We start from the raw sequence: 18,287 nt of genomic DNA, 5'->3' as shown, positions 1-18,287 counted from the left end.
TAAGGTTTGCCTAACCAAAACAGATCGGAGTGGGTGTGGTGGAGCGTCCCGGTTTCTCGCTGATCGTCGGCTACGCCAGCGACATGGGCACCGCCGAGTACATCGCCATGCAGCTGGCTGATGCCATCAAAGACGCCGGGATCGACGCCACCGAGACCGAGCTCAACGACGTCGCCCTCGACGAGGTCCGGGCCGCGACCCACTTCGTCGTGGTGGCCTCGACGTTCGGTGAGGGCGAGGTTCCCGACAACGGCACCGTGTTCTGGGAGGAGCTGACCGCCTGCGAGACCCGGCTCGACGGACTCGGTTACGCGGTCCTGGCGCTGGGCGACAGCTCCTACGAGCTGTTCTGCAACGCAGGCCGGATCATCGATGCCCGCCTCGCCGAACTGGGTGCCCACGCGCTGGCCGAGCGCGCCGAATACGACTGCTACCGGGAGGGCGACGCCCGCGAGTGGATCGCCGACATCGCCAAGATCGTCATCGAGGCCTCCGCCGCCGCACCCGCCTCGGCAGATATCGCCGCCCCGAAGGTGGCACCGCGCCGCCGTCACGAAGCCACCCCCTGGACCGATGCGAATCCCTTCACCTCGACCGCCCTGGTGAACCGTCTGCTGACGGCACCGGAGTCCGACAAGGAGGTCCGCCACATCGAGCTGGATCTCGCGGATTCCGGAATCACCTATCAGGCCGGCGATTCGGTGGCCGTGCATCCGGTCAACAATCCCGAGCTCGTCGAGGCTGTGCTGGCCAGGCTCGGGGTCGACGGTACGTACGTCGCAGCAGACCACGATCGGCCGCTGGGCGAACTACTCGCCGGCGACCTCGACATCTGCTCTCCGTCGCGGGCCTTGCAGGCGTTGGTCGCTGCTCGCACCGGTGACACCGAGGCGGCCGCGGCATTACGCTCCCCCGACCCGGCGGTGGTGTCGTCGTGGTTGTATGGCCGCGACGTGCTCGACCTGCTGCATCTTGCCGAGCTCTCGGTCGGAGAGGTATTGGAAACGTTGCGGCCCTTGCAGTTTCGCGACTATTCGATCGCCTCGAGTCCGCTGGCCCATCCGGGCCGGTTACACCTGACGGTGGCTACCGTGCGCTACCACTGTCGAGACCGCGCCCGCGGTGGCGTCGCCTCCACCTACCTGGCCGACAACGTCTCCACTGGACAGCCGGTGCGAATTCACCTGCGGCCCAACCACAATTTCCGGCTGCCGGCCCCGGATGTTCCGATCATCATGATCGGGCCGGGCACCGGCATCGCGCCGTTCCGAGCGTTCCTGCACGAACGTCAGGCGACCGCCGCACCGGGCAGGTCCTGGCTGTTCTTCGGCGACCGGCGGCGAGCCACCGACTTCCTCTACGGCGAGGAGCTGACGCGCTTTCACGAACGCGGCGTACTGACGCGACTGGACCTGGCGTTTTCGCGGGAAAGTGCCGGGCCGAAAACCTACGTCCAGCACTGCATGAAAGACAACGCTCGAGAGCTGTTCGCGTGGCTCGACGGCGGCGCGCATCTGTATGTGTGCGGCGACGCCGAGCGGATGGCCAAGGACGTCGACGCGGCCCTGCACGAGATCGTCGCCGAGGCCGGTGACATGGACGCCGCCGCCGCGCACTCCTACGTCAACGAACTGATCAAAGCCCATCGGTACGTGCGCGACGTCTACTGACCGAGCGGGTTAGGCTCAGGGCCCATGCGCAGACTTCTCGCGGGCCTGACGACGGCGCTCACTGTACTGACGGCGACGGCAGGGATTGCCAACGCGGACACCGTCGATCAGCCACCGGGCTCGGTGCCGATTCCCGATGGACCCGCGCCCGCGTGGATCGTGGCCGACATGGACACCGGACAGGTGCTGGCCGGTCGTGACATGTACGCCGCGCATCCCCCGGCCAGCACGATCAAGACGCTGCTGGCCCTGACCGCGCTGGACGAACTGCCCGACCTGAACGCGACGGTGGTGGCCAACAACTCCGACACTCTCGTCGAATGCAATTGCGCCGGTGTGCGACCCGGTCGCGTCTACACCGCGCGTCAGCTGCTCGACGGACTGCTGCTGGTGTCGGGCAACGACGCCGCCAACACCCTGGCCGACATGCTCGGCGGCTACCAGCAAGCGGTCGACAAGATGAACGCCAAGGCCATCGCGATCGGGGCGACCAACACCCATGCCACCACACCGTCCGGCCTGGACGGGGCGGGCGGGCCGGGCTGGACCACCCCGCACGACCTCGCCGCGATCTTCCGCGCCGCGATGGCCAATCCGGTGTTCGCTCAGATCACCGCCCAGCCGGTCGCGATGTTCCCGACCGAAACCGGCGAGAAGCCACTGGTGAATCAGGACGAACTGCTGGCCCGCTATCCCGGAGCGATCGGCGGCAAGACCGGTTTCACCGACGCCGCCCGCAAGACGTTCGTCGGCGCCGCCGACCGCGGCGGCCGCCGTCTGGTCATCGCGATGATGTACGGGCTGATCCACGAAGGTGGCCCGACGTACTGGGATCAGGCGGCGGCGCTGCTGGATTGGGGCTTCGCCCAGAACCCGTCCGAGAGCGTCGCCGCCCTGTAGTAGTCCGGCCGGCTAGCGGTGTCCGCCGCCCGCATTGAACCCGGGCTGGGCGGCATCACCTTCGGTGATCTGGTAAGGCGCAGGTGCCAGGTCGTTCGGGGTCGCCACGATCGCCGAGTTGTCTCCGGACGGCGGAGCACTGGCAGGAGCCGAGTTGTCCGGGACGACCTGGAAATTCTCGTCGGAATCCGGCACGACGACAGGCGCCGCGGTACTACCCGGGTTGCCTGGAACCCAGGCCAGGAGGTCGCGGGTGCCGTCGTTGAAGACAACGCTGTTCGGGATGTCGCCCACGACGTCGAAGTAGAGCTTTCCGCTATTCGACGCGCCCCAAATAGACGGGTAGAAATCGCCGGACTCGGCCCGGGCACCGAAGCGCTCGATGAACGGCGGGTAACTGCCACCAAACCCGTCGATCGTGAGCTGGGCCGAATACAACGTGCCGTTGTGCGGCACCGGATCCGAACTGGGCTTCAGCTTGCCCACGGCATAGCCGATGTAGGGCAGGCCATTGGGTCCGTTCAACGTCTCCTGCTCACCGAACACTCGCACGCTGTCGGTCGCCCATGCCGGTGCGGCACAGACGCCGGCCATGCCCAACGTGACGACGGTGGCGGCCACCCCGGCCATTTTCGCGATCTTCACAGTCTCTCCCCAGCTGATCAGTGCCAACATCCCGGCAATCGTTTTCGTAAAGTTTACTGTTACCTACCTGCTAGCACCGGCTTTAAACGGCATCTCCTCGACTGATCACGACGCTCGCCGCGGCGTCTTAAACCTGTCGCACGTCATCGCAATACATTCGAGACTCGCTCGCGTCGTTGCCGAGGCGCAGTTTGGTTAGCGTCGGCACTCATGCCGGCCCGCCCATTCGTCGCGATGGTGGGCATCGCTGCGTCCTTGGTGCTGGTGGCGCCGGCCGCGGCCGCGCCGACCCCGCAGCCGGTCGGAGCGGTGACCGCTCCCCCCGACGGTCCGGCGCGGGCCTGGCTGGTCGCCGATCTCGACACCGGCCAGATCCTGGGCAGCCGTGAACCCTATAGCGCGCACGCACCGGCGAGCACCATCAAGCCCCTGCTGGCCATGGTCGTGCTCGACACGTTGGCGCCCAACGCCGCGATCCGGGCGACTGCGGCCAACACCGGAGTCGAATGCTCCTGCGTCGGACTGGTGCCCGGCCAGATCTACACCGCCCGCCAACTGCTCGACGGGCTGCTGCTGGTGTCGGGCAACGACGCCGCCAATCTGCTCGCCGACATGCTCGGCGGACAGCTTGCGGCGGTGCAGAAGATGAATGCGAAGGCCTACCAACTCGGCGCCCGCAGCACCAGGGCCGGATCGCCGTCGGGGTTGGACGGGCCGGGCTGGGAATCGGTCACCACGCCACACGATTTGGCGTTGATCTACCGGGAAGCGTTGCGCTATCCCCTCTTTGTGCAGATCGTCCACCAGACCTCGGCGCAGTTCCCCGACCGCTCCGGTTATCGGGAGATCAAAAACCAGGATCGCCTGCTGCGCAGCTACGCCGGCTTCATCGGCGGCAAGAGCGGCTACACCGATCTGGCTCGCGAAACCTACGTCGGAATGGCGCAGCGGAGCGGACACCGGCTGATCGTGGTGGAGATGTACGGCGACGACGATCTGTGGAACCAGGCCGCCCAACTGCTCGACTGGGGCTTCAGCCACTACACCTCGTGAACGACCGCAAACGCGGCGCTATCCGGTTGACAACGGAAACATCAACGATTCACCGAATCCGGTGAATTGACGACCCTTCGAGCTAATTAGCTTTACTCTCAGATCGGCCAATGTCGGCCATTCTTATCAGCGTTGTTGTCGGGACGGGGATCGTTGATGAACTACAGCACGGGTCAGACGCGCAGGCGCAGGGCCGCACACAAATTTGCTGCGTGGCTGGCGGCAGGCACCATCACCGCGGGCCTCGGCGTCGCGATGGTGGGCGGCACCGCCGTGGCATACGCGGACACCGGGTCGGCCGGCTCGCCGTCGCATTCGGCGTCGGACACCTCCAACAGCTCTTCGAGCAAGCGCGATTCGACAGGCTCCTCGCGCAGGGCTGTCGGTAAGCCGTCGCCCAAGGTCAAGGCCACCGGCGGCGCGGTGATATCGCCGTCGGCGCAGGGTCTGGCGACGCCGACGGATTCCAAGCCGTCCCTGTCCCTGGTGACCACCGACGCGACCGCCAAAGCGTCTGCCACACCGAAGATTCCGACTGTCCAGTCGGTGCTCAGCGACATCGCGCGCCAGATCGACTACACGTTCTTCAACAAGGCGCCCACCGCTTCGCCCACCCAGGACGCGCAAGCGGGCGTCAACAAACAGGTCGACGGAGCCGTCAACGGCAGCAGCAACAACGGATTCGATCCGACCTACACGGTCACCGAAAAGCCCAAGTACGGCACAGTCACTCTGGATCCGAGGACCGGGCAGTACACCTACGTCGCGCGGGACGAGCTGATCACGCCCGGCATCACCGACCAGTTCACGGTCAGCGTGAGCAACGGTGCCGCCGCCAAGCTGCCGGGCCTTCTCGGCCAGCTGCAGTTCGTACTGCACTCGATGGCCGTCGCCCTGGGCGTAGCCAAGCCCGACACCATCGAAAAAGACATCGTCGTCAAGATTTCCGGCACCGGGAAGTACGGGACCCCCGCCGACCAGGCGCAGTACTGGCTCGAGCAGACGATCGACAACGACTGCGTGCTGATCGCCGACGCCGCGATCATCGCCCAATTGGGCGGCCCAAAGTTCACCGAGGACGAAATCGTGGCGATCGGCAAGAGCACACCGAGCGTCGTGGATCCCACCAAGCCGATTTACGTGGGCACCAAGGCGGACACCGGTTCGGGCGGGGTGTACACCAACGATGGCGTTGCGCTGCTGAAGAAGTACGGGATCGACGCCACCTACACGTCCTACGTCGATGACCCCGAGCCCGGTGAGGCCCCGAACAAGGCGACCCAGGTCGACGGTCAGCGCGCTCTCGCCGATGTCGAAGCCGCGCTGGCCGCTGGCAAGGCGGTGGCCGTCGTCGTCGACGCCGGCCTGATCGTCAACGCGTCCGGTCAGAACGTCGAGACGCCCGCACCCGAGGCCAACCACTGGGTGGTGGTGACCGGGGTGGACATCAGCACCGGCAAGATCTACCTCAACGACGGCAACCTGACGGGCGGCAGCGCCCCGGTGTCCGTCGCGGGATTCATGTGGTCCTGGCAGTCAAGCGATTTCGGTGTGATCGTCGCGTCCAAGGCCCCGGCCCCGGCGGCGGCCATCGCCGCCTGATCTAGTACGCCCGGCCGCGCAGGATCACCAGGTCGGGGTTGGACAAGACGTCGGCGCCGCCGCGCGGATCCTCGGTGTAGCACACCAGATCCGCCGGCGCGCCGTCGTCGAGAACCGGCCTGCCCAACCACCGGCGCGCATCCCAGCACGCCGCGCCGAGCGCGTCGGTCGGGTTCATCCCGATGTGCTTCAGTGCTTCGACCTCGTCAGCGATCCGGCCGTGGACGATCGTGCTGCCGGCATCGCTGCCGGCATAAATCGGCACGCCGGCTTCCCTGGCCGCGGCCACCCGCGGGTAGCAGCTGGCGTAGAGCTCGCGCATGTGGGCGGCGTACGTCGGGTATTTGCTTGCGGCGTCGGCGAATCCGGGGAAGTTCTCAATATTGATCAATGTGGGCACCAGCGCGGTGCCGTGCTCGACCATCATCGCGATGGTGTCGTCGGTCAGCCCGGTGCCGTGCTCGATGCAGTCGATGCCCGCACCGATCAATCCGGGTAATGCGTCCTCGCTGAATACATGCGCCGTGACCCGCGCGCCCTCGTCGTGGACGGCGGCGATCGCCGCGCGCAGCACGTCGTCGGACCACAGCGGCGCCAGGTCCCCCACCGAGCGGTCGATCCAGTCGCCGACCAGCTTGACCCATCCGTCGCCGGCGCGGGCCTGGGCGGCCAGTGCCTCGGGCAGCTGCCACTCGTCCTCGAGTTCGATGGCGAAGCCGCGCGAATAGCGTTTGGGGCGGGCCAGATGCCGTCCGGCCCGGATGATCCGCGGCAGGTCGTGGTGATCGTCGAGGCTGCGGGTGTCGGTCGGCGATCCGCAGTCGCGCAGCAGCAGCGCACCGACCTCGCGTTCGCGCTCAGCCTGAGCGATCGCCTCGTCCAGCGGGATCTCGCCATCGTTGCCGAGCCCGACGTGGCAGTGCGCGTCGACCAGGCCGGGCAGGATCCAGCCGCCGTCAAAGATGGTCTCGGCATCGGCGACCGGTTCGGCGGACAGAACACCGTCGACGATCCACCACTCCACGATCTGACCGTCGGGCAGGCCGCGGCCCCGAACGTGGAGCCGCACGCTAGTTCTTGCCCGGGAACTTCAGCTTGGAAAGATCGAAGTCAGCCAGGCCGGGCGGCAATTCGTTGAGGCCGTCGGGCATTCCGGACAGGTCCGGGAAGCCACCGGGCATGGCCCCGGCTAGCAACGGATTTGTCTTCGGCGGGGTCGGCCCACGCCCGCCCTTCTTCTTGCCCGCCTGCTTGTTCTTGCCCTTGGCCGCCTTCTTCGATGAACGCTTGCCGAACGGCATGCCCATCGCACCGGCCATCTGCGACATCATCTTTCGCGCCTCGAAGAAGCGATCGACGAGCTGGTTAACCTCCGACACCGTGACACCGGAGCCGTTGGCGATACGCAGTCGGCGCGAGGCATTGATGATCTTCGGGTCGGCGCGCTCCTGCGGCGTCATGCCGCGGATGATCGCCTGCAGCCGGTCGAGCTGTTTGTCGTCGACGGTGGCCAGCGCGTCCTTCATCTGACCCGCACCGGGGAGCATGCCGAGCAGGTTGCCGATCGGGCCCATCTTGCGGATCATCAGCATCTGCTCGAGGAAGTCCTCCAGCGTCAGCTCGCCGGAGCCGATCTTGGCGGCGGCCTCCTCGGCTTTCTGCTGATCGAAGACCTGCTCGGCCTGCTCGATGAGAGACAGCACGTCGCCCATGCCGAGGATGCGGCTGGCCATCCGGTCGGGATGGAAGACGTCGAAGTCTTCGAGCTTCTCACCGGTGGACGCGAACAGGATCGGCACGCCGGTCACCTCGCGGACCGACAGGGCCGCACCACCGCGGGCGTCGCCGTCGAGCTTGGTCAGCACCACGCCGGTGAATCCGACACCGGAACCGAACGCTTCGGCGGTGGCCACCGCGTCCTGACCGATCATCGCGTCGAGGACGAACAGCGTCTCGTCGGGGTGCACGGCGTCGCGGATCGCGGCGGCCTGCTCCATCAGCACCTCGTCGATGCCCAACCGGCCCGCGGTGTCGACGACGACGACGTCGAAGTGCTTGGCCTGCGCCTCGGCCAGGCCCGCGGCAGCGACGGCGACCGGATCACCGGGGCCGGCGCCTTCGGTGTCGGCGGCGTCGGGTGCGGTGCCCGGATGCGGGGCGAAGACGTTGACGCCGGCGCGCTCGCCGACGATCTTGAGCTGGTTGACCGCGCCGGGCCGCTGCAGATCGCAGGCCACCAGCAGCGGGGTGTGGCCCTGGCCCTTGAGCCATTTGGCCAGCTTGCCGGCCAATGTCGTCTTACCGGCGCCCTGCAGGCCGGCCAGCATGATGACCGTCGGCGGGTTCTTGGCGAAGGCCAGCTGCCGGGTCTCCCCGCCGAGGATGCCGATGAGCTCCTCGTTGACGATCTTGACGACCTGCTGGGCGGGGTTGAGCGCACCGGAGACCTCGGCGCCGCGCGCCCGCTCCTTGATGCGGTTGACGAATGCGCGCACGACCGGCAGCGAGACGTCGGCCTCGAGCAGCGCCAGCCTGATCTCGCGCGTGGTGGCGTCGATGTCGGCGTCGGTCAGCCGGCCTTTGCCGCGCAGGCCGGTGAGCGCGCCGGTCAACCGGTCGGACAGGGATTCAAACACGCAGTAAGCCTAGCGGGCGAAGTCGGGCGCCGAGATCGACGTCATGGTCGCGCCCGCTTCGCCAACCACAACCATGGTGTCGGTTTCGCGTGGGACTAACTGGCTTCTTCGGCCGGCTTGGCGGGCGGCGGGCTGGGGAGCACGTCATAGAGATCGCGCTCCAACTCGGACCGGGCGGTATCGGCGGTGCGCGACGCCGGGACCGAGATGCCGAATGCGTCGACCACCGACGATCCCAGGGTGGTGATTTTGGCCCAGTCGATGTCCGCGCCGGCCCGCTCCAACACGCCGGTGAGCGTCGCGAGCAGGCCGGTGCGGTCGGTGGTGCGGATCTCCACAATCAGCCGGCCCTCCTCGCTGCCGTCGTGCCACAGAATGCGCGGCGGGGCCGGCACAGCGTTGATCGGCACGGCCGGCTTGTGCTCCCCCACCGGGCCGGTGCCGTACTGCGCGGCGTCCGCGTCACGCTTCTCCAGAGCCGACATCACGTCGAGCTCGCCGCTGAGCGCGAGAATGAACTGCTGCCGGAGAAGTTCTGCCGCGGGCGGCGCACCGAAGCGCGGTGACACCACGAAGGTGTTGATCGCCGAACCGCCGGTGCTGTTCACCGACGCTGAATGCACGCGCAGCGAGTTGAGCGCCAGCACCCCGGCCGCCTTGGACAACAACCCGCGCCGGTCCGGCGCGATCATCGTGACGTTGAAGTTGTGCACACTGTCCCCCGGCGTCATCTCGACGTGCACGCCGCCGTCCGCCGCCAGTGAAAGATGTTGTGGATCAATCGGATCCGCATGCGGTTGCGGCTCGCCGGCCAACATCAGCCGGCAACGCCGGACCAGGTCGCCGATCAGCGAGGCCTTCCAGTCCCCCCACACCCCGGGCCCGGTCGCCAGCGAATCCGCCTCGGCCAGCGCATCGAGCAGCTCGAGCAGCACCGGGTCGCCACCGAGTGCGTCGATGACGCCGGAGATGGTCTTGGGATCCTGCAGGTCCCGGCGTGTCGCAACGTCGGGCAGCAGCAGGTGATAGCGCACGATCGCCGAGAGCACGTCGATGTCGGACGGCCACAGGCCCAGCCGGGTGCCGACCTGGACGGCCAGCTCGGCGCCGATCACACTGTGGTCCCCGCCGCGACCCTTGCCGATGTCGTGCAGCAGTGCGCCCAGCACCAGCAGATCGGGGCGAGACACCCGCGTGGTGAATGTGCTTGCCCGCGAAACCGTCTCGACCAGATGGCGATCGACTGTCCAGATGTGCACGACGTCGCGGGGCGGCAGGTCGCGGACAGCTCCCCATTCGGGGAACAACCGTCCCCACAACCCGGTGCGGTCGAGCGCCTCGACGGTGGCCACCGTCGTCGGGCCTGCGGCCAGCAGCACCAGCAGGTCCTTGAGCGCATCGCGCGGCCACGGCGTGCGCAGCTCGGGAGCCGACGCGGCCAGCCTGTTCAAAGTCGACGCCGACATCGGCAGTCCGGTGGTCGCCGAGGCAGCCGCGACCCGCAGGATCAGGCCGGGATCGCGTTCCGGGCGGGCGTCCCTGGCCAGGATCACCTCGCCGGCGAATTCCACCACCCCTTCGTCCAGCGGACGGCGGGTCGGCCGCCTCAGCACCGAAAGACCGCGCTTGGGAAGGGCATTGGCCGCTGTCCGGAGCCCGGCGTCCACGTAGTAGCTGATGGTGCGCGCTGCGTCGGAGAGCACCCGGGCAAGATCGAAGCGGTCGCCGATGCGCAGGGCGGCACCGATCTCGTCGGCGAACTGGGCCAGTAGTTGGTCACGGCCGCGTTTGGACGAACGGTGTAGTTCGGTGCGCACGTTGAGCAGCGCCAAATGTGCGCCGCCGAGCGAGCCGGTCGGCGACACCAGCGAATGGCTCGGGTACACATCCGCCAGTTGTGCGATGGCCAGCGCATTGAGCAGCTGAACGTCGCGCAGTCCGCCCCGACCGCACTTGAGGTCCGGTTCGGCACGGTGTGCGATCTCCCCGCTGCGCTGCCAGCGCGCTTGGGTGAGCTCGACGAGTTCCTCGAAGCGGGAACCGATTCCGGTGCGCCATTGCCGTCGCGCCCCGCCGATCAACAGCTGGGACAGTTCGGCGTCTCCGGCGATGTGCCGCGCCTCCAGCATCGCAAGGCCGGCCGAGATGTCCTCGTTCGCCACCGCGAGCGCCTCGGGCACCGTGCGGACACTGTGGTCCAGCCGAATGTTGGCGTCCCACAAGGGGTACCACAGAAGTTCGGCCACCTGCGTGACGATGTCTGCAGGCATGTTGTCGTGCAACAGCATCAGGTCGAGGTCGGAGTACGGCACGAACTCGCGGCGGCCCAAGCCGCCGGTGGCGACGATGGCGAACCCACTGGTGGCCGTGATACCGATCTCGGTGGCCTTGGTGGTCAGCCAGAATTCGTGCAGATCCAGCAGCGCGTCGCGCAGGGCAGCCGAATCCAGATGGCGCTGACCGCCTTCCAGTAGTTGCTTGTTCGCGGCGGCAAGATCCTTCGCGGGTTTCGACGAACCCGCCGCCGGTGCCTCCCATCGGGAAGCGCCGGCGGCGGAATCTCTTGATTGCTTTGTCATCTCAGTCCTCCAACGGCCGACGCTCGACTAACGCTTCTTCGGTGCGGCCGCAGAGAACCTCACAACGTCTGCGTCAGAGAGCGTCGGACCCCCGCTCACCAGTGCGGACCCGAACGACGGTCTCCACCGGACTGACCCACACCTTGCCGTCGCCGATTTTGCCGGTTCGTGCGGCCTGCACGATGACGTCCACGACCTTGTCGACCGCGGAGTCATCGACAATGACCTCCACGCGCACCTTCGGCACGAAGTCCACGGAGTACTCCGCGCCTCGGTACACCTCGGTGTGACCCTTCTGACGTCCGTAACCCTGGACCTCGCTGACGGTCATCCCGAGGATGCCCGTCTGCTCCAGACCGGTCTTGACGTCTTCCAGCGTGAACGGCTTGACGATCGCAGTAATCAGCTTCATTTCCCTCATTCCTCCGCGCCGTGACGACCGAGAACCGAGCCCGTGCCGGCGGTCGCGAAGTCGTACGCGGTTTCCGCGTGCTCGGCTTCGTCGATACCGGATGCCTCTTCCTCGCGATCAAGCCGCAGTCCGATGGTGTACTTGACGATCAAGGCCAAGATAGCTGTCCCGATGGCGGAGTACCCCAGAACCGCGAACGCACCGATGGCCTGCTTGATCAACTGATCGAAGCCACCGCCGTAGAACAAGCCGGAAACCGCCGCCGGTGCCTCCGAGGTGGCCACCAGGCCCACCATCAGGGTGCCGAACAGACCGCCGACGAGGTGCACACCGACGACGTCGAGCGAGTCGTCGAAGCCCAGCTTGTACTTCAGGCCCACCGCGAGGGCACAGACGATACCCGCGCCCGCGCCGATCGCCAGCGCGCCAACCACATTCACCGACGAGCAGGACGGGGTGATCGCGACCAGGCCGGCCACGATGCCTGATGCCGCACCGAGGGTGGTGGCGTGGCCGTCACGAATCCGCTCGGTGAGCAGCCAGCCCAGCATGGCGGCACCCGTCGCGACCGTGGTCGTGATGAAGGTGACACCGGCAATTCCGTTGGAGCCCACCGCGGAACCAGCGTTGAATCCGTACCAGCCGAACCACAGCAGACCGGCGCCGAGCATCACGAACGGCAGGTTGTGCGGCCGCATCGGGGTGCTGGGCCAGCCGAGGCGCTTGCCCAGGATGATCGCGAGGACCAGGCCCGCAGTACCGGAGTTGATGTGCACCGCGGTTCCACCGGCGAAGTCGATTGCCTTGAGCTTGTTGGCAATCCAGCCGCCCGTCTCACCGGTGACACCGTCGAAGGCGAACACCCAGTGGGCGACCGGGAAGTACACGAACGTGGCCCACAGGCCGGCGAACACCAGCCAGCCGCCGAACTTCAGGCGGTCGGCGACCGCACCGGAGATCAGGGCGACCGTGATGATCGCGAACATGAGCTGGAATGCCACGAAGACGACCTGTGGAATGGTTCCGGCCAGCGGGATGGAGACGGCCGCATCCTCCGGCTTGAGTTGCAGGTAGGTGCCGCCGATCAGCCCCTTGAGGCCGAAGTACTGGCTGGGGTCACCGAACAGGTTGAACTTGTCGTTGCCGAACGCCAGTGAGTAGCCGTACAGCACCCACAGCACCGTGACCAGGCCCATGGCACTGACGCTCATCATGATCATGTTGAGCACGCCCTTGGCACGCACCATGCCGCCGTAGAAAAAGGCCAGGCCCGGCGTCATCAGCAGCACGAGCGCGGAGCTCGCAAGCATCCATGCTGTGTCGCCGGTGTCCGGCACACCCATTACGGGAAATCCATCCACTCGCAGTTTCTCCTTCACCCATGCCACGGTTAGGCACCGTTGACCTAGGCCAAGACAATGCGCAGTGGTTGTTTCAGCTAAGACGCCTAGGTGTTTCGCATATGTGAACGGATCGGCTGTCTGCGTTTCGCGGGTGTTACATCCCGCAATTCGTGCCGCTCAGAACGGTTTCCGGGGCTAGCCGAGCAGCGCGTCGACGAACGCGGCCGGCTCGAATGGTGCGAGATCGTCTGGGCCTTCACCCAATCCGACGAGCTTAACCGGTACGCCGAGCTCCTGCTGAACCCGGAAGACGATGCCGCCCTTGGCGGTGCCGTCGAGTTTGGTGAGTACCAGCCCGGTGATGTCGACGACCTCGGCGAACACCCGGGCCTGCGCCAGTCCGTTCTGGCCGATCGTCGCGTCGAGAACCAGCAGCACCTCGTCGACCGCGGCGCGTTTGCTCACCACGCGCTTGACCTTGCCGAGCTCATCCATCAGGCCGGTCTTGGTGTGCAGCCGCCCGGCGGTGTCGATGACGACGACGTCGGCGCCGGCTTCGATGCCTTTGTCCACCGAATCGAAGGCCACCGAGGCCGGGTCGGCGCCCTCCGGGCCGCGGACGACCTCGGCACCGACCCGCGACGCCCAGCTCTGCAACTGATCGGCGGCGGCGGCGCGGAACGTGTCGGCCGCGCCGAGGACCACCCGGCGCCCGTCGGCGACCAGGACGCGGGCCAGCTTGCCCACCGTCGTCGTCTTGCCCGTTCCGTTCACGCCGACGACCAACAGCACCGACGGCTTGTCGGCGTGCGGCAGCGCTTTGATGGAGCGGTCGAGCCCCGGGTCGAGTTCGGTGATCAGCACGTCCCGCAGAACGGCGCGGGCTTCGGCCTCGGTGCGCACGGTCGTGGCGGCCAGCCTGCTGCGCAACTGGGCGATGACGGAACTGGTCACCACCGGGCCCAGGTCGGCGATCAGCAGGGTGTCCTCGACCTCTTCCCAGGACTCCTCGTCGAGATCGCCGCCGCCGAGCAGACCGAGCATGCTGCGGCCCAGTGCGTTCTGTGACTTCGCGAGCCGCCCGCGAAGCCGCTCGAGGCGGCCTTCCGTCGGCGCGATGCCGCTGAGATCGGGCGCGGTCGGCGCGACCGCGGCGGGCGCGGGGGTCTCGTCGACGACAGGCTCGTCGGGGACGGTCTCCGCAGCGGCGGGCGGTTCGGCGACGACCGGCGGTTCGGGTAGCCGCACATCCTCGATCGGGCGCTTGACCGAGTCCCGAGGCAGCGCGGCATCGTCGCCGACTCCGGGCAGCCCCGTGGTGTCGATCGTGGGCGGCGTGGCGGGCGCCTTGGGGGGCGCTGTCGTTACTGACGATTGTGTGAACGAAATGCCGCTCGACGCGCTGTAGCCGCCGGATCGGTCAATTGGTGTGGGACTCTCTGAGCTGCGGCGCAGACTGATTTGGCGCCGCCGATAGCGGACCAGACCGATGATGAGTGCAGCAACGACCAGGACGGCGATGACCGCGATAGCGATCCAGAGACCCTCTGACACCGTGCCATTGTTTCAGGGCGCGGGGATGGTCCGCGCCACCCCTGGGGTACGGGGTACCTCGTGACGATGGAGGAGTCGGAGGTTGGTACCGGCGGGCTGGGGGTACCGCCCCGCCGAAGGCTAGGGGGAGAGCGAAGCGACCCGGGAATCGGGATCGCAAGTCGCAAGCTGCGCCACATCGACGCCTGCCTTCATGGGCCGGTGCAATACGAGACGGTGACGACCGGCTTCGAGCGCTATCGACTTCCGTACAACGCCCTGACCCAGACCAACCTCGGCACCATCGACCTCAGCGCCGGCTTCCTCGGCGCGCAGCTGCGCGCCCCGGTTCTGATCGGGGCGATGACCGGCGGGGCCGAGCTGTCCCGCACGATCAACCGCAATCTCGCCGAGGCCGCCCAGAAGCTCGGGATCGGCATGATGCTCGGCTCGCAGCGCATCATGCTCGACGACCCCGACGGCACTGTGGCGGCATCATTCGACGTCCGCGATCTGGCCCCCGACGTCCTGTTGATCGGCAACATCGGCCTGGCCCAGCTCTCCGATGCCGCGATGCCCAAGATCGCCGCGGCACTGGATCGCATCGGCGCTGACGCGCTTGCCGTGCACACCAATCCGCTTCAGGAGGCGATGCAGGCCAACGGCGACACCGACTTCACCGGGTCGCTGGAACGGTTGCGCATGCTGGCCGAGGGGCTGCCCTACCCGATCCTGGTCAAGGAGGTCGGCCACGGGATCGGGGCGGCGGCCGCCGAGCGGCTGCGGGATCTGCCGATCGCGGCGATCGACGTCGCCGGGGCCGGCGGAACGTCGTGGGCCCGGGTCGAACAGCTGGTGCGCTACGGCGAGGTGCGCTACCCGGCGGTCGCCGAGTGGGGGGTGCCGACCGCGCAGGCACTCACCGAAGTTCGGGCCATCTTGCCGGGTATGCCCCTGATGGCCTCCGGCGGAATCCGCACCGGGGTCGATGCCGCCACTGCGCTGGCGTTGGGTGCCGATGTGGTCGCTCTGGCCCGCCCGCTGCTGGCCCCGGCCATCGAGTCACCGGCCGCCGCACTCGATGCGCTGCACGGCTTCGTCGAAGAGCTGCGGGTCTGCCTGCACGGCTGCGGCGCGGATGACGTCGCTGCGCTGAAACGTCTGGACCTCACGCGCCTCGGCTGAGTCGATCGACCGCGATCTGCAGGGACGCGACGACCTCGAAGACCTCGGTCAATCCGATCAGCTTCAGCGGTCTGCTGGTGCCGGGACCGTCGGCGACCACCGCGAATCCGATGTCCGGGGATGCCGCCTCGTAGGCGTCGACCAGCACCTGCATTCCGGCCGAGCCGAGGAAGCTCACCTCGGTCAGGTCCACGATCAGGGCGGCGGGGCGTTGCTCGAGGGTGCTGGTGACGAGTTGCTCCAGACGCGGCGACGTCAGCAGATCGAGTGCCCCGGAAGCACTGACGACGGCGGTTCTTCCCAGCCAATACTGGCGGGAATCGTAAGCGTCCAAAGCCACCCTTCGACGATCGGTGCCCGGCCGGCGGGCGACAACTATCGGAAGGCTGCTGCTTGAACCTCGGCGAACAGATTAACTCACGCCGTTGGGTCGCTCTAACGGCCAGGCCTGGCCCTGCGGCGACGATTCCCGCTAGCGTGGAAGCGATGGCAAACCAGTTCGCGCCCGATGTCGCGCACCGCGACGTCGAGACCGCGATGAACGGATCGCTCAATCTGCGGCGCACCGTGCTGAATCTGCTGAGCGCGGTCCAGCCGCGCCTGGCGGACTGGGCGGTACTGGCGATGCCGGATCACCGCACCGGTGGGCTGACCGTCTACGGCGGGGCCAACGTCGGATTCTCCGATGTCATCGCGCGATCGTCGCCGTCCGAACGCGGTCTGGATCAGGTGCTGCGCACCGGCCAACGACTCCACCGCCACATCGGTCACGACATGTCGCTTGCCGATATCGGCACTCGCCTGCGGCACCGCGCCCTCGCCGAGGAACTCGCCGCATTGCGTCCGGCTGACGTGCTGACCCTGGCGCTGACCGCCCGGGGCACGACGCTGGGCGCGTTTGTTCTGGCCCGCACGGCCGGACGGCTGTTCGACGCGGACACTATTGAGGAGGCCGAGCGGCTGGGTGCGACCGCGGCGGTCGCGCTGGATTCGGCTCGGCTCTACGAAGAGCGCGGGCAACTGGCCGCGGCCCTGCAGCGCAGCCTCAGGCCGCCGAAACTTCCTGCAGCCACCGGGTTTTCGGTCGCGGCACGGTATCGGCCCGCTGTGGAGCATCTCGAGGTCGGCGGTGACTTCTACGATGTCGTCGGTAGCGGCGACGACGTGGTGCTCACCCTGGGCGATGTGTGTGGCAAAGGGGTCGATTCCGCCGCGCTCACGCTGCAGGCCCGCCAAACCATCCGCACCTCCGCGCATTTCGACCGCAGCCCCGACCGGGTTCTCGACACGCTGAACACGGTGCTCTGCGAGCAGGCGGTGGGGCGGTTCGTCACCACGCTGTGCGCGCGGGTACGCGGCAGGACCGACGGTGAATGGGCCGAGGCGCACGTCGCCGCGGCCGGACACCCCGGTCCGATCGTGGTTCGGGCCACCGGCGATGTCGAACAGATCGAGGTCTCCGGGATCGCCGCCGGAGTGAAGCTCGGCGTGCAGTATCACTCTGCCGCTGTGCGATTGGAGCGTGGCGACACCATGCTGATGTTCACCGACGGGGTCGAGGAGGCCCGCCGCGACGAACGCCTGTATGGCGTGCACCGGTTGCTGGAACTGCTGCCCGCCTATGCAGGCGCCGGCGGAGAGGTGATCTGCGAGGCGGTCGAACGCGATGTCCTGGAGTATTTGGACGGTGATCCGCACGACGACATGGCACTGCTGGCGGTCACGTGCGGGAGCTGACACCGCTGGCCGACTACCAGCAGGCGTTGGCGAACAGGAACCGAACGCAGGCGACCGGTGTGGTCACCCAATTGCTCACGGACGGTGTCGATCCCGTGACGGTGCTGACCGACGTGATAGCCACATCGCAGCGTGAGGTCGGAATGCGGTGGCAACGCGCCGAATGGACCGTCGCCGACGAGCACGCCGCCACCGCGATCTCGGTCGCCGCCACCGGCGCCGTCGCCGACTTTGTGAGCGCAATTCCGTTGCGGGGCAGATCGGTTCTGGTCGCCTGTGCCGAACGGGAATTCCATGAACTGCCCGCCATGATCATCGCCTGCGCCTTGCGCGCGCATGGCTGGGACACCACGGTGCTGGGCGCGGCGACCTCACCGATGCGTCTGAGCCAGCATCTCGTCGACCACGGTCACGACGCGGTGGCCATCAGCTGCTCGGTGCTGGGCGCCTTGCCGACCACCCGCCGCTTCATCGAGGCGGCCACCGCGGCGGGGGTGCCAACCCTGGTCGGGGGCCCGGCATTCGGTTACGACGACGTGCGCGCCCGGGCGCTGGGCGCGACCGCGTGGGCATCCAGCGCACACGCCGCTGTCACGGCGATGGAGGGATTGCCGACGGTTTCCGGTGTGCTACCAGAGATTTCGCCGGCGGCGAGCGCCGAGCAGGCGCAGCTGGATCTCCATCACCGGCGGATCGTCGAGTCGCTGCGCGAACGGTGGTCGTTGACCCGCGACTCGTCGCAGAACACCATGTTCGCGAACCTGACCCGCGACACGTTGAATCAGGCTCTGCACGCACTGTCGGCGGCGCTGCTCACCGGTGACCCTCGGCCGATCGCGGAGACCGCGTGGTGGATCAGCGACGTGTTGCAGGCCCGGGACGCCGACCCCGCGTCGGTGGCCGAGCTGGCGGGCCTGCTCGCCGACACCCTCGCGGACTATCCGCTGGCGCGCGAGCTCGTGCGGACACATTTCACCATCGAATCCAGCTGA

At 67.5% G+C, this 18,287-nt stretch carries 15 protein-coding genes; 7 read left to right on the top strand and 8 right to left on the bottom strand.

Annotation, left to right across the window (positions count from 1 at the left end):
• The first annotated feature begins 35 nt into the window (after positions 1-35).
• The gene (locus tag BST42_RS01535) at positions 36-1,670 is read left to right on the top strand and encodes a diflavin oxidoreductase (protein WP_083117231.1); all 1,635 of its coding nucleotides are present in this window, start codon (positions 36-38) and stop codon (positions 1,668-1,670) included.
• 24 nt (positions 1,671-1,694) lie between these two features.
• Positions 1,695-2,570, top strand: a complete 876-nt coding sequence (locus BST42_RS01530; protein ID WP_083116789.1) for a D-alanyl-D-alanine carboxypeptidase family protein — start codon at positions 1,695-1,697, stop codon at positions 2,568-2,570.
• 12 nt (positions 2,571-2,582) lie between these two features.
• Here BST42_RS01530 and BST42_RS01525 read toward each other — a convergent pair whose 3' ends face one another.
• Entirely contained in the window at positions 2,583-3,215 is a 633-nt protein-coding gene (locus BST42_RS01525) for a DUF1942 domain-containing protein (RefSeq protein WP_083117230.1), read from the bottom strand.
• 210 nt (positions 3,216-3,425) lie between these two features.
• Here BST42_RS01525 and BST42_RS01520 point away from each other — a divergent pair, with 210 nt between their 5' ends.
• Both BST42_RS01520 and BST42_RS01515 read left to right on the top strand, forming a co-directional pair.
• The gene (locus BST42_RS01520; RefSeq protein ID WP_083116788.1) at positions 3,426-4,268 is read left to right on the top strand and encodes a D-alanyl-D-alanine carboxypeptidase family protein; all 843 of its coding nucleotides are present in this window, start codon (positions 3,426-3,428) and stop codon (positions 4,266-4,268) included.
• Positions 4,269-4,424: 156 nt separating this feature from the next.
• Entirely contained in the window at positions 4,425-5,870 is a 1,446-nt protein-coding gene (locus tag BST42_RS01515; RefSeq protein WP_083116787.1) for a hypothetical protein, read from the top strand.
• A 1-nt stretch (position 5,871) separates the two neighbouring features.
• Here BST42_RS01515 and BST42_RS01510 read toward each other — a convergent pair whose 3' ends face one another.
• The 6 genes from BST42_RS01510 to ftsY form a co-directional block, all read right to left on the bottom strand.
• Complete coding sequence (locus BST42_RS01510; RefSeq protein WP_083116786.1) at positions 5,872-6,939, bottom strand: metal-dependent hydrolase family protein; 1,068 nt, start codon at positions 6,937-6,939, stop codon at positions 5,872-5,874.
• Between the two features lies 1 nt (position 6,940).
• Positions 6,941-8,506, bottom strand: coding sequence for a signal recognition particle protein (ffh, locus tag BST42_RS01505; protein ID WP_083116785.1), 1,566 nt, complete (start codon positions 8,504-8,506; stop codon positions 6,941-6,943).
• Positions 8,507-8,601: 95 nt separating this feature from the next.
• A complete protein-coding gene (locus BST42_RS01500; protein WP_083116784.1) occupies positions 8,602-11,085 on the bottom strand; it encodes a [protein-PII] uridylyltransferase in 2,484 nt (827 codons plus the stop codon).
• 73 nt (positions 11,086-11,158) lie between these two features.
• The gene (locus BST42_RS01495) at positions 11,159-11,497 is read right to left on the bottom strand and encodes a P-II family nitrogen regulator (RefSeq protein WP_036339085.1); all 339 of its coding nucleotides are present in this window, start codon (positions 11,495-11,497) and stop codon (positions 11,159-11,161) included.
• A gap of 5 nt (positions 11,498-11,502) precedes the next feature.
• Positions 11,503-12,840 carry an ammonium transporter gene (locus BST42_RS01490; protein ID WP_110918424.1) on the bottom strand — a complete coding sequence of 446 codons (1,338 nt, stop codon included), beginning with the start codon at positions 12,838-12,840 and terminating at the stop codon, positions 11,503-11,505.
• A 195-nt stretch (positions 12,841-13,035) separates the two neighbouring features.
• Positions 13,036-14,394: a signal recognition particle-docking protein FtsY gene (ftsY, locus tag BST42_RS01485; RefSeq protein ID WP_083116783.1), complete on the bottom strand. Its 1,359-nt coding sequence runs from the start codon at positions 14,392-14,394 to the stop codon at positions 13,036-13,038.
• A gap of 96 nt (positions 14,395-14,490) precedes the next feature.
• Here ftsY and fni point away from each other — a divergent pair, with 96 nt between their 5' ends.
• The gene (fni, locus tag BST42_RS01480) at positions 14,491-15,558 is read left to right on the top strand and encodes a type 2 isopentenyl-diphosphate Delta-isomerase (RefSeq protein ID WP_435406004.1); all 1,068 of its coding nucleotides are present in this window, start codon (positions 14,491-14,493) and stop codon (positions 15,556-15,558) included.
• Here the strand turns inward: fni and BST42_RS01475 are convergent.
• Entirely contained in the window at positions 15,542-15,898 is a 357-nt protein-coding gene (locus BST42_RS01475; protein ID WP_308207489.1) for an STAS domain-containing protein, read from the bottom strand. The genes fni and BST42_RS01475 overlap by 17 nt on opposite strands.
• Positions 15,899-16,044: 146 nt before the next feature.
• Here BST42_RS01475 and BST42_RS01470 point away from each other — a divergent pair, with 146 nt between their 5' ends.
• Complete coding sequence (locus BST42_RS01470; RefSeq protein ID WP_083117228.1) at positions 16,045-17,295, top strand: PP2C family protein-serine/threonine phosphatase; 1,251 nt, start codon at positions 16,045-16,047, stop codon at positions 17,293-17,295.
• On the top strand, positions 17,283-18,287 hold the full coding sequence (locus BST42_RS01465) for a cobalamin B12-binding domain-containing protein (protein WP_083116780.1): 1,005 nt from the start codon (positions 17,283-17,285) through the stop codon (positions 18,285-18,287). Before BST42_RS01470 ends, BST42_RS01465 begins: the two co-directional genes overlap by 13 nt.

This window comes from Mycolicibacterium rhodesiae, from assembly GCF_002086695.1.
GTDB classification, from domain to species: domain Bacteria; phylum Actinomycetota; class Actinomycetes; order Mycobacteriales; family Mycobacteriaceae; genus Mycobacterium; species Mycobacterium rhodesiae.
This window is presented reverse-complemented; position numbering and strand designations above follow the sequence as displayed.

Coding starts and splice junctions, on each gene's coding strand:
- BST42_RS01530 (WP_083116789.1), top strand. CDS start 1,695: ATGCGCAGACTTCTCGCGGGCCTGACGACGGCGCTCACTGTACTGACG.
- BST42_RS01520 (WP_083116788.1), top strand. CDS start 3,426: ATGCCGGCCCGCCCATTCGTCGCGATGGTGGGCATCGCTGCGTCCTTG.
- BST42_RS01495 (WP_036339085.1), bottom strand. CDS start 11,497: ATGAAGCTGATTACTGCGATCGTCAAGCCGTTCACGCTGGAAGACGTC.
- BST42_RS01515 (WP_083116787.1), top strand. CDS start 4,425: ATGAACTACAGCACGGGTCAGACGCGCAGGCGCAGGGCCGCACACAAA.
- BST42_RS01470 (WP_083117228.1), top strand. CDS start 16,045: ATGGCAAACCAGTTCGCGCCCGATGTCGCGCACCGCGACGTCGAGACC.
- BST42_RS01490 (WP_110918424.1), bottom strand. CDS start 12,840: ATGGGTGTGCCGGACACCGGCGACACAGCATGGATGCTTGCGAGCTCC.
- BST42_RS01500 (WP_083116784.1), bottom strand. CDS start 11,085: ATGACAAAGCAATCAAGAGATTCCGCCGCCGGCGCTTCCCGATGGGAG.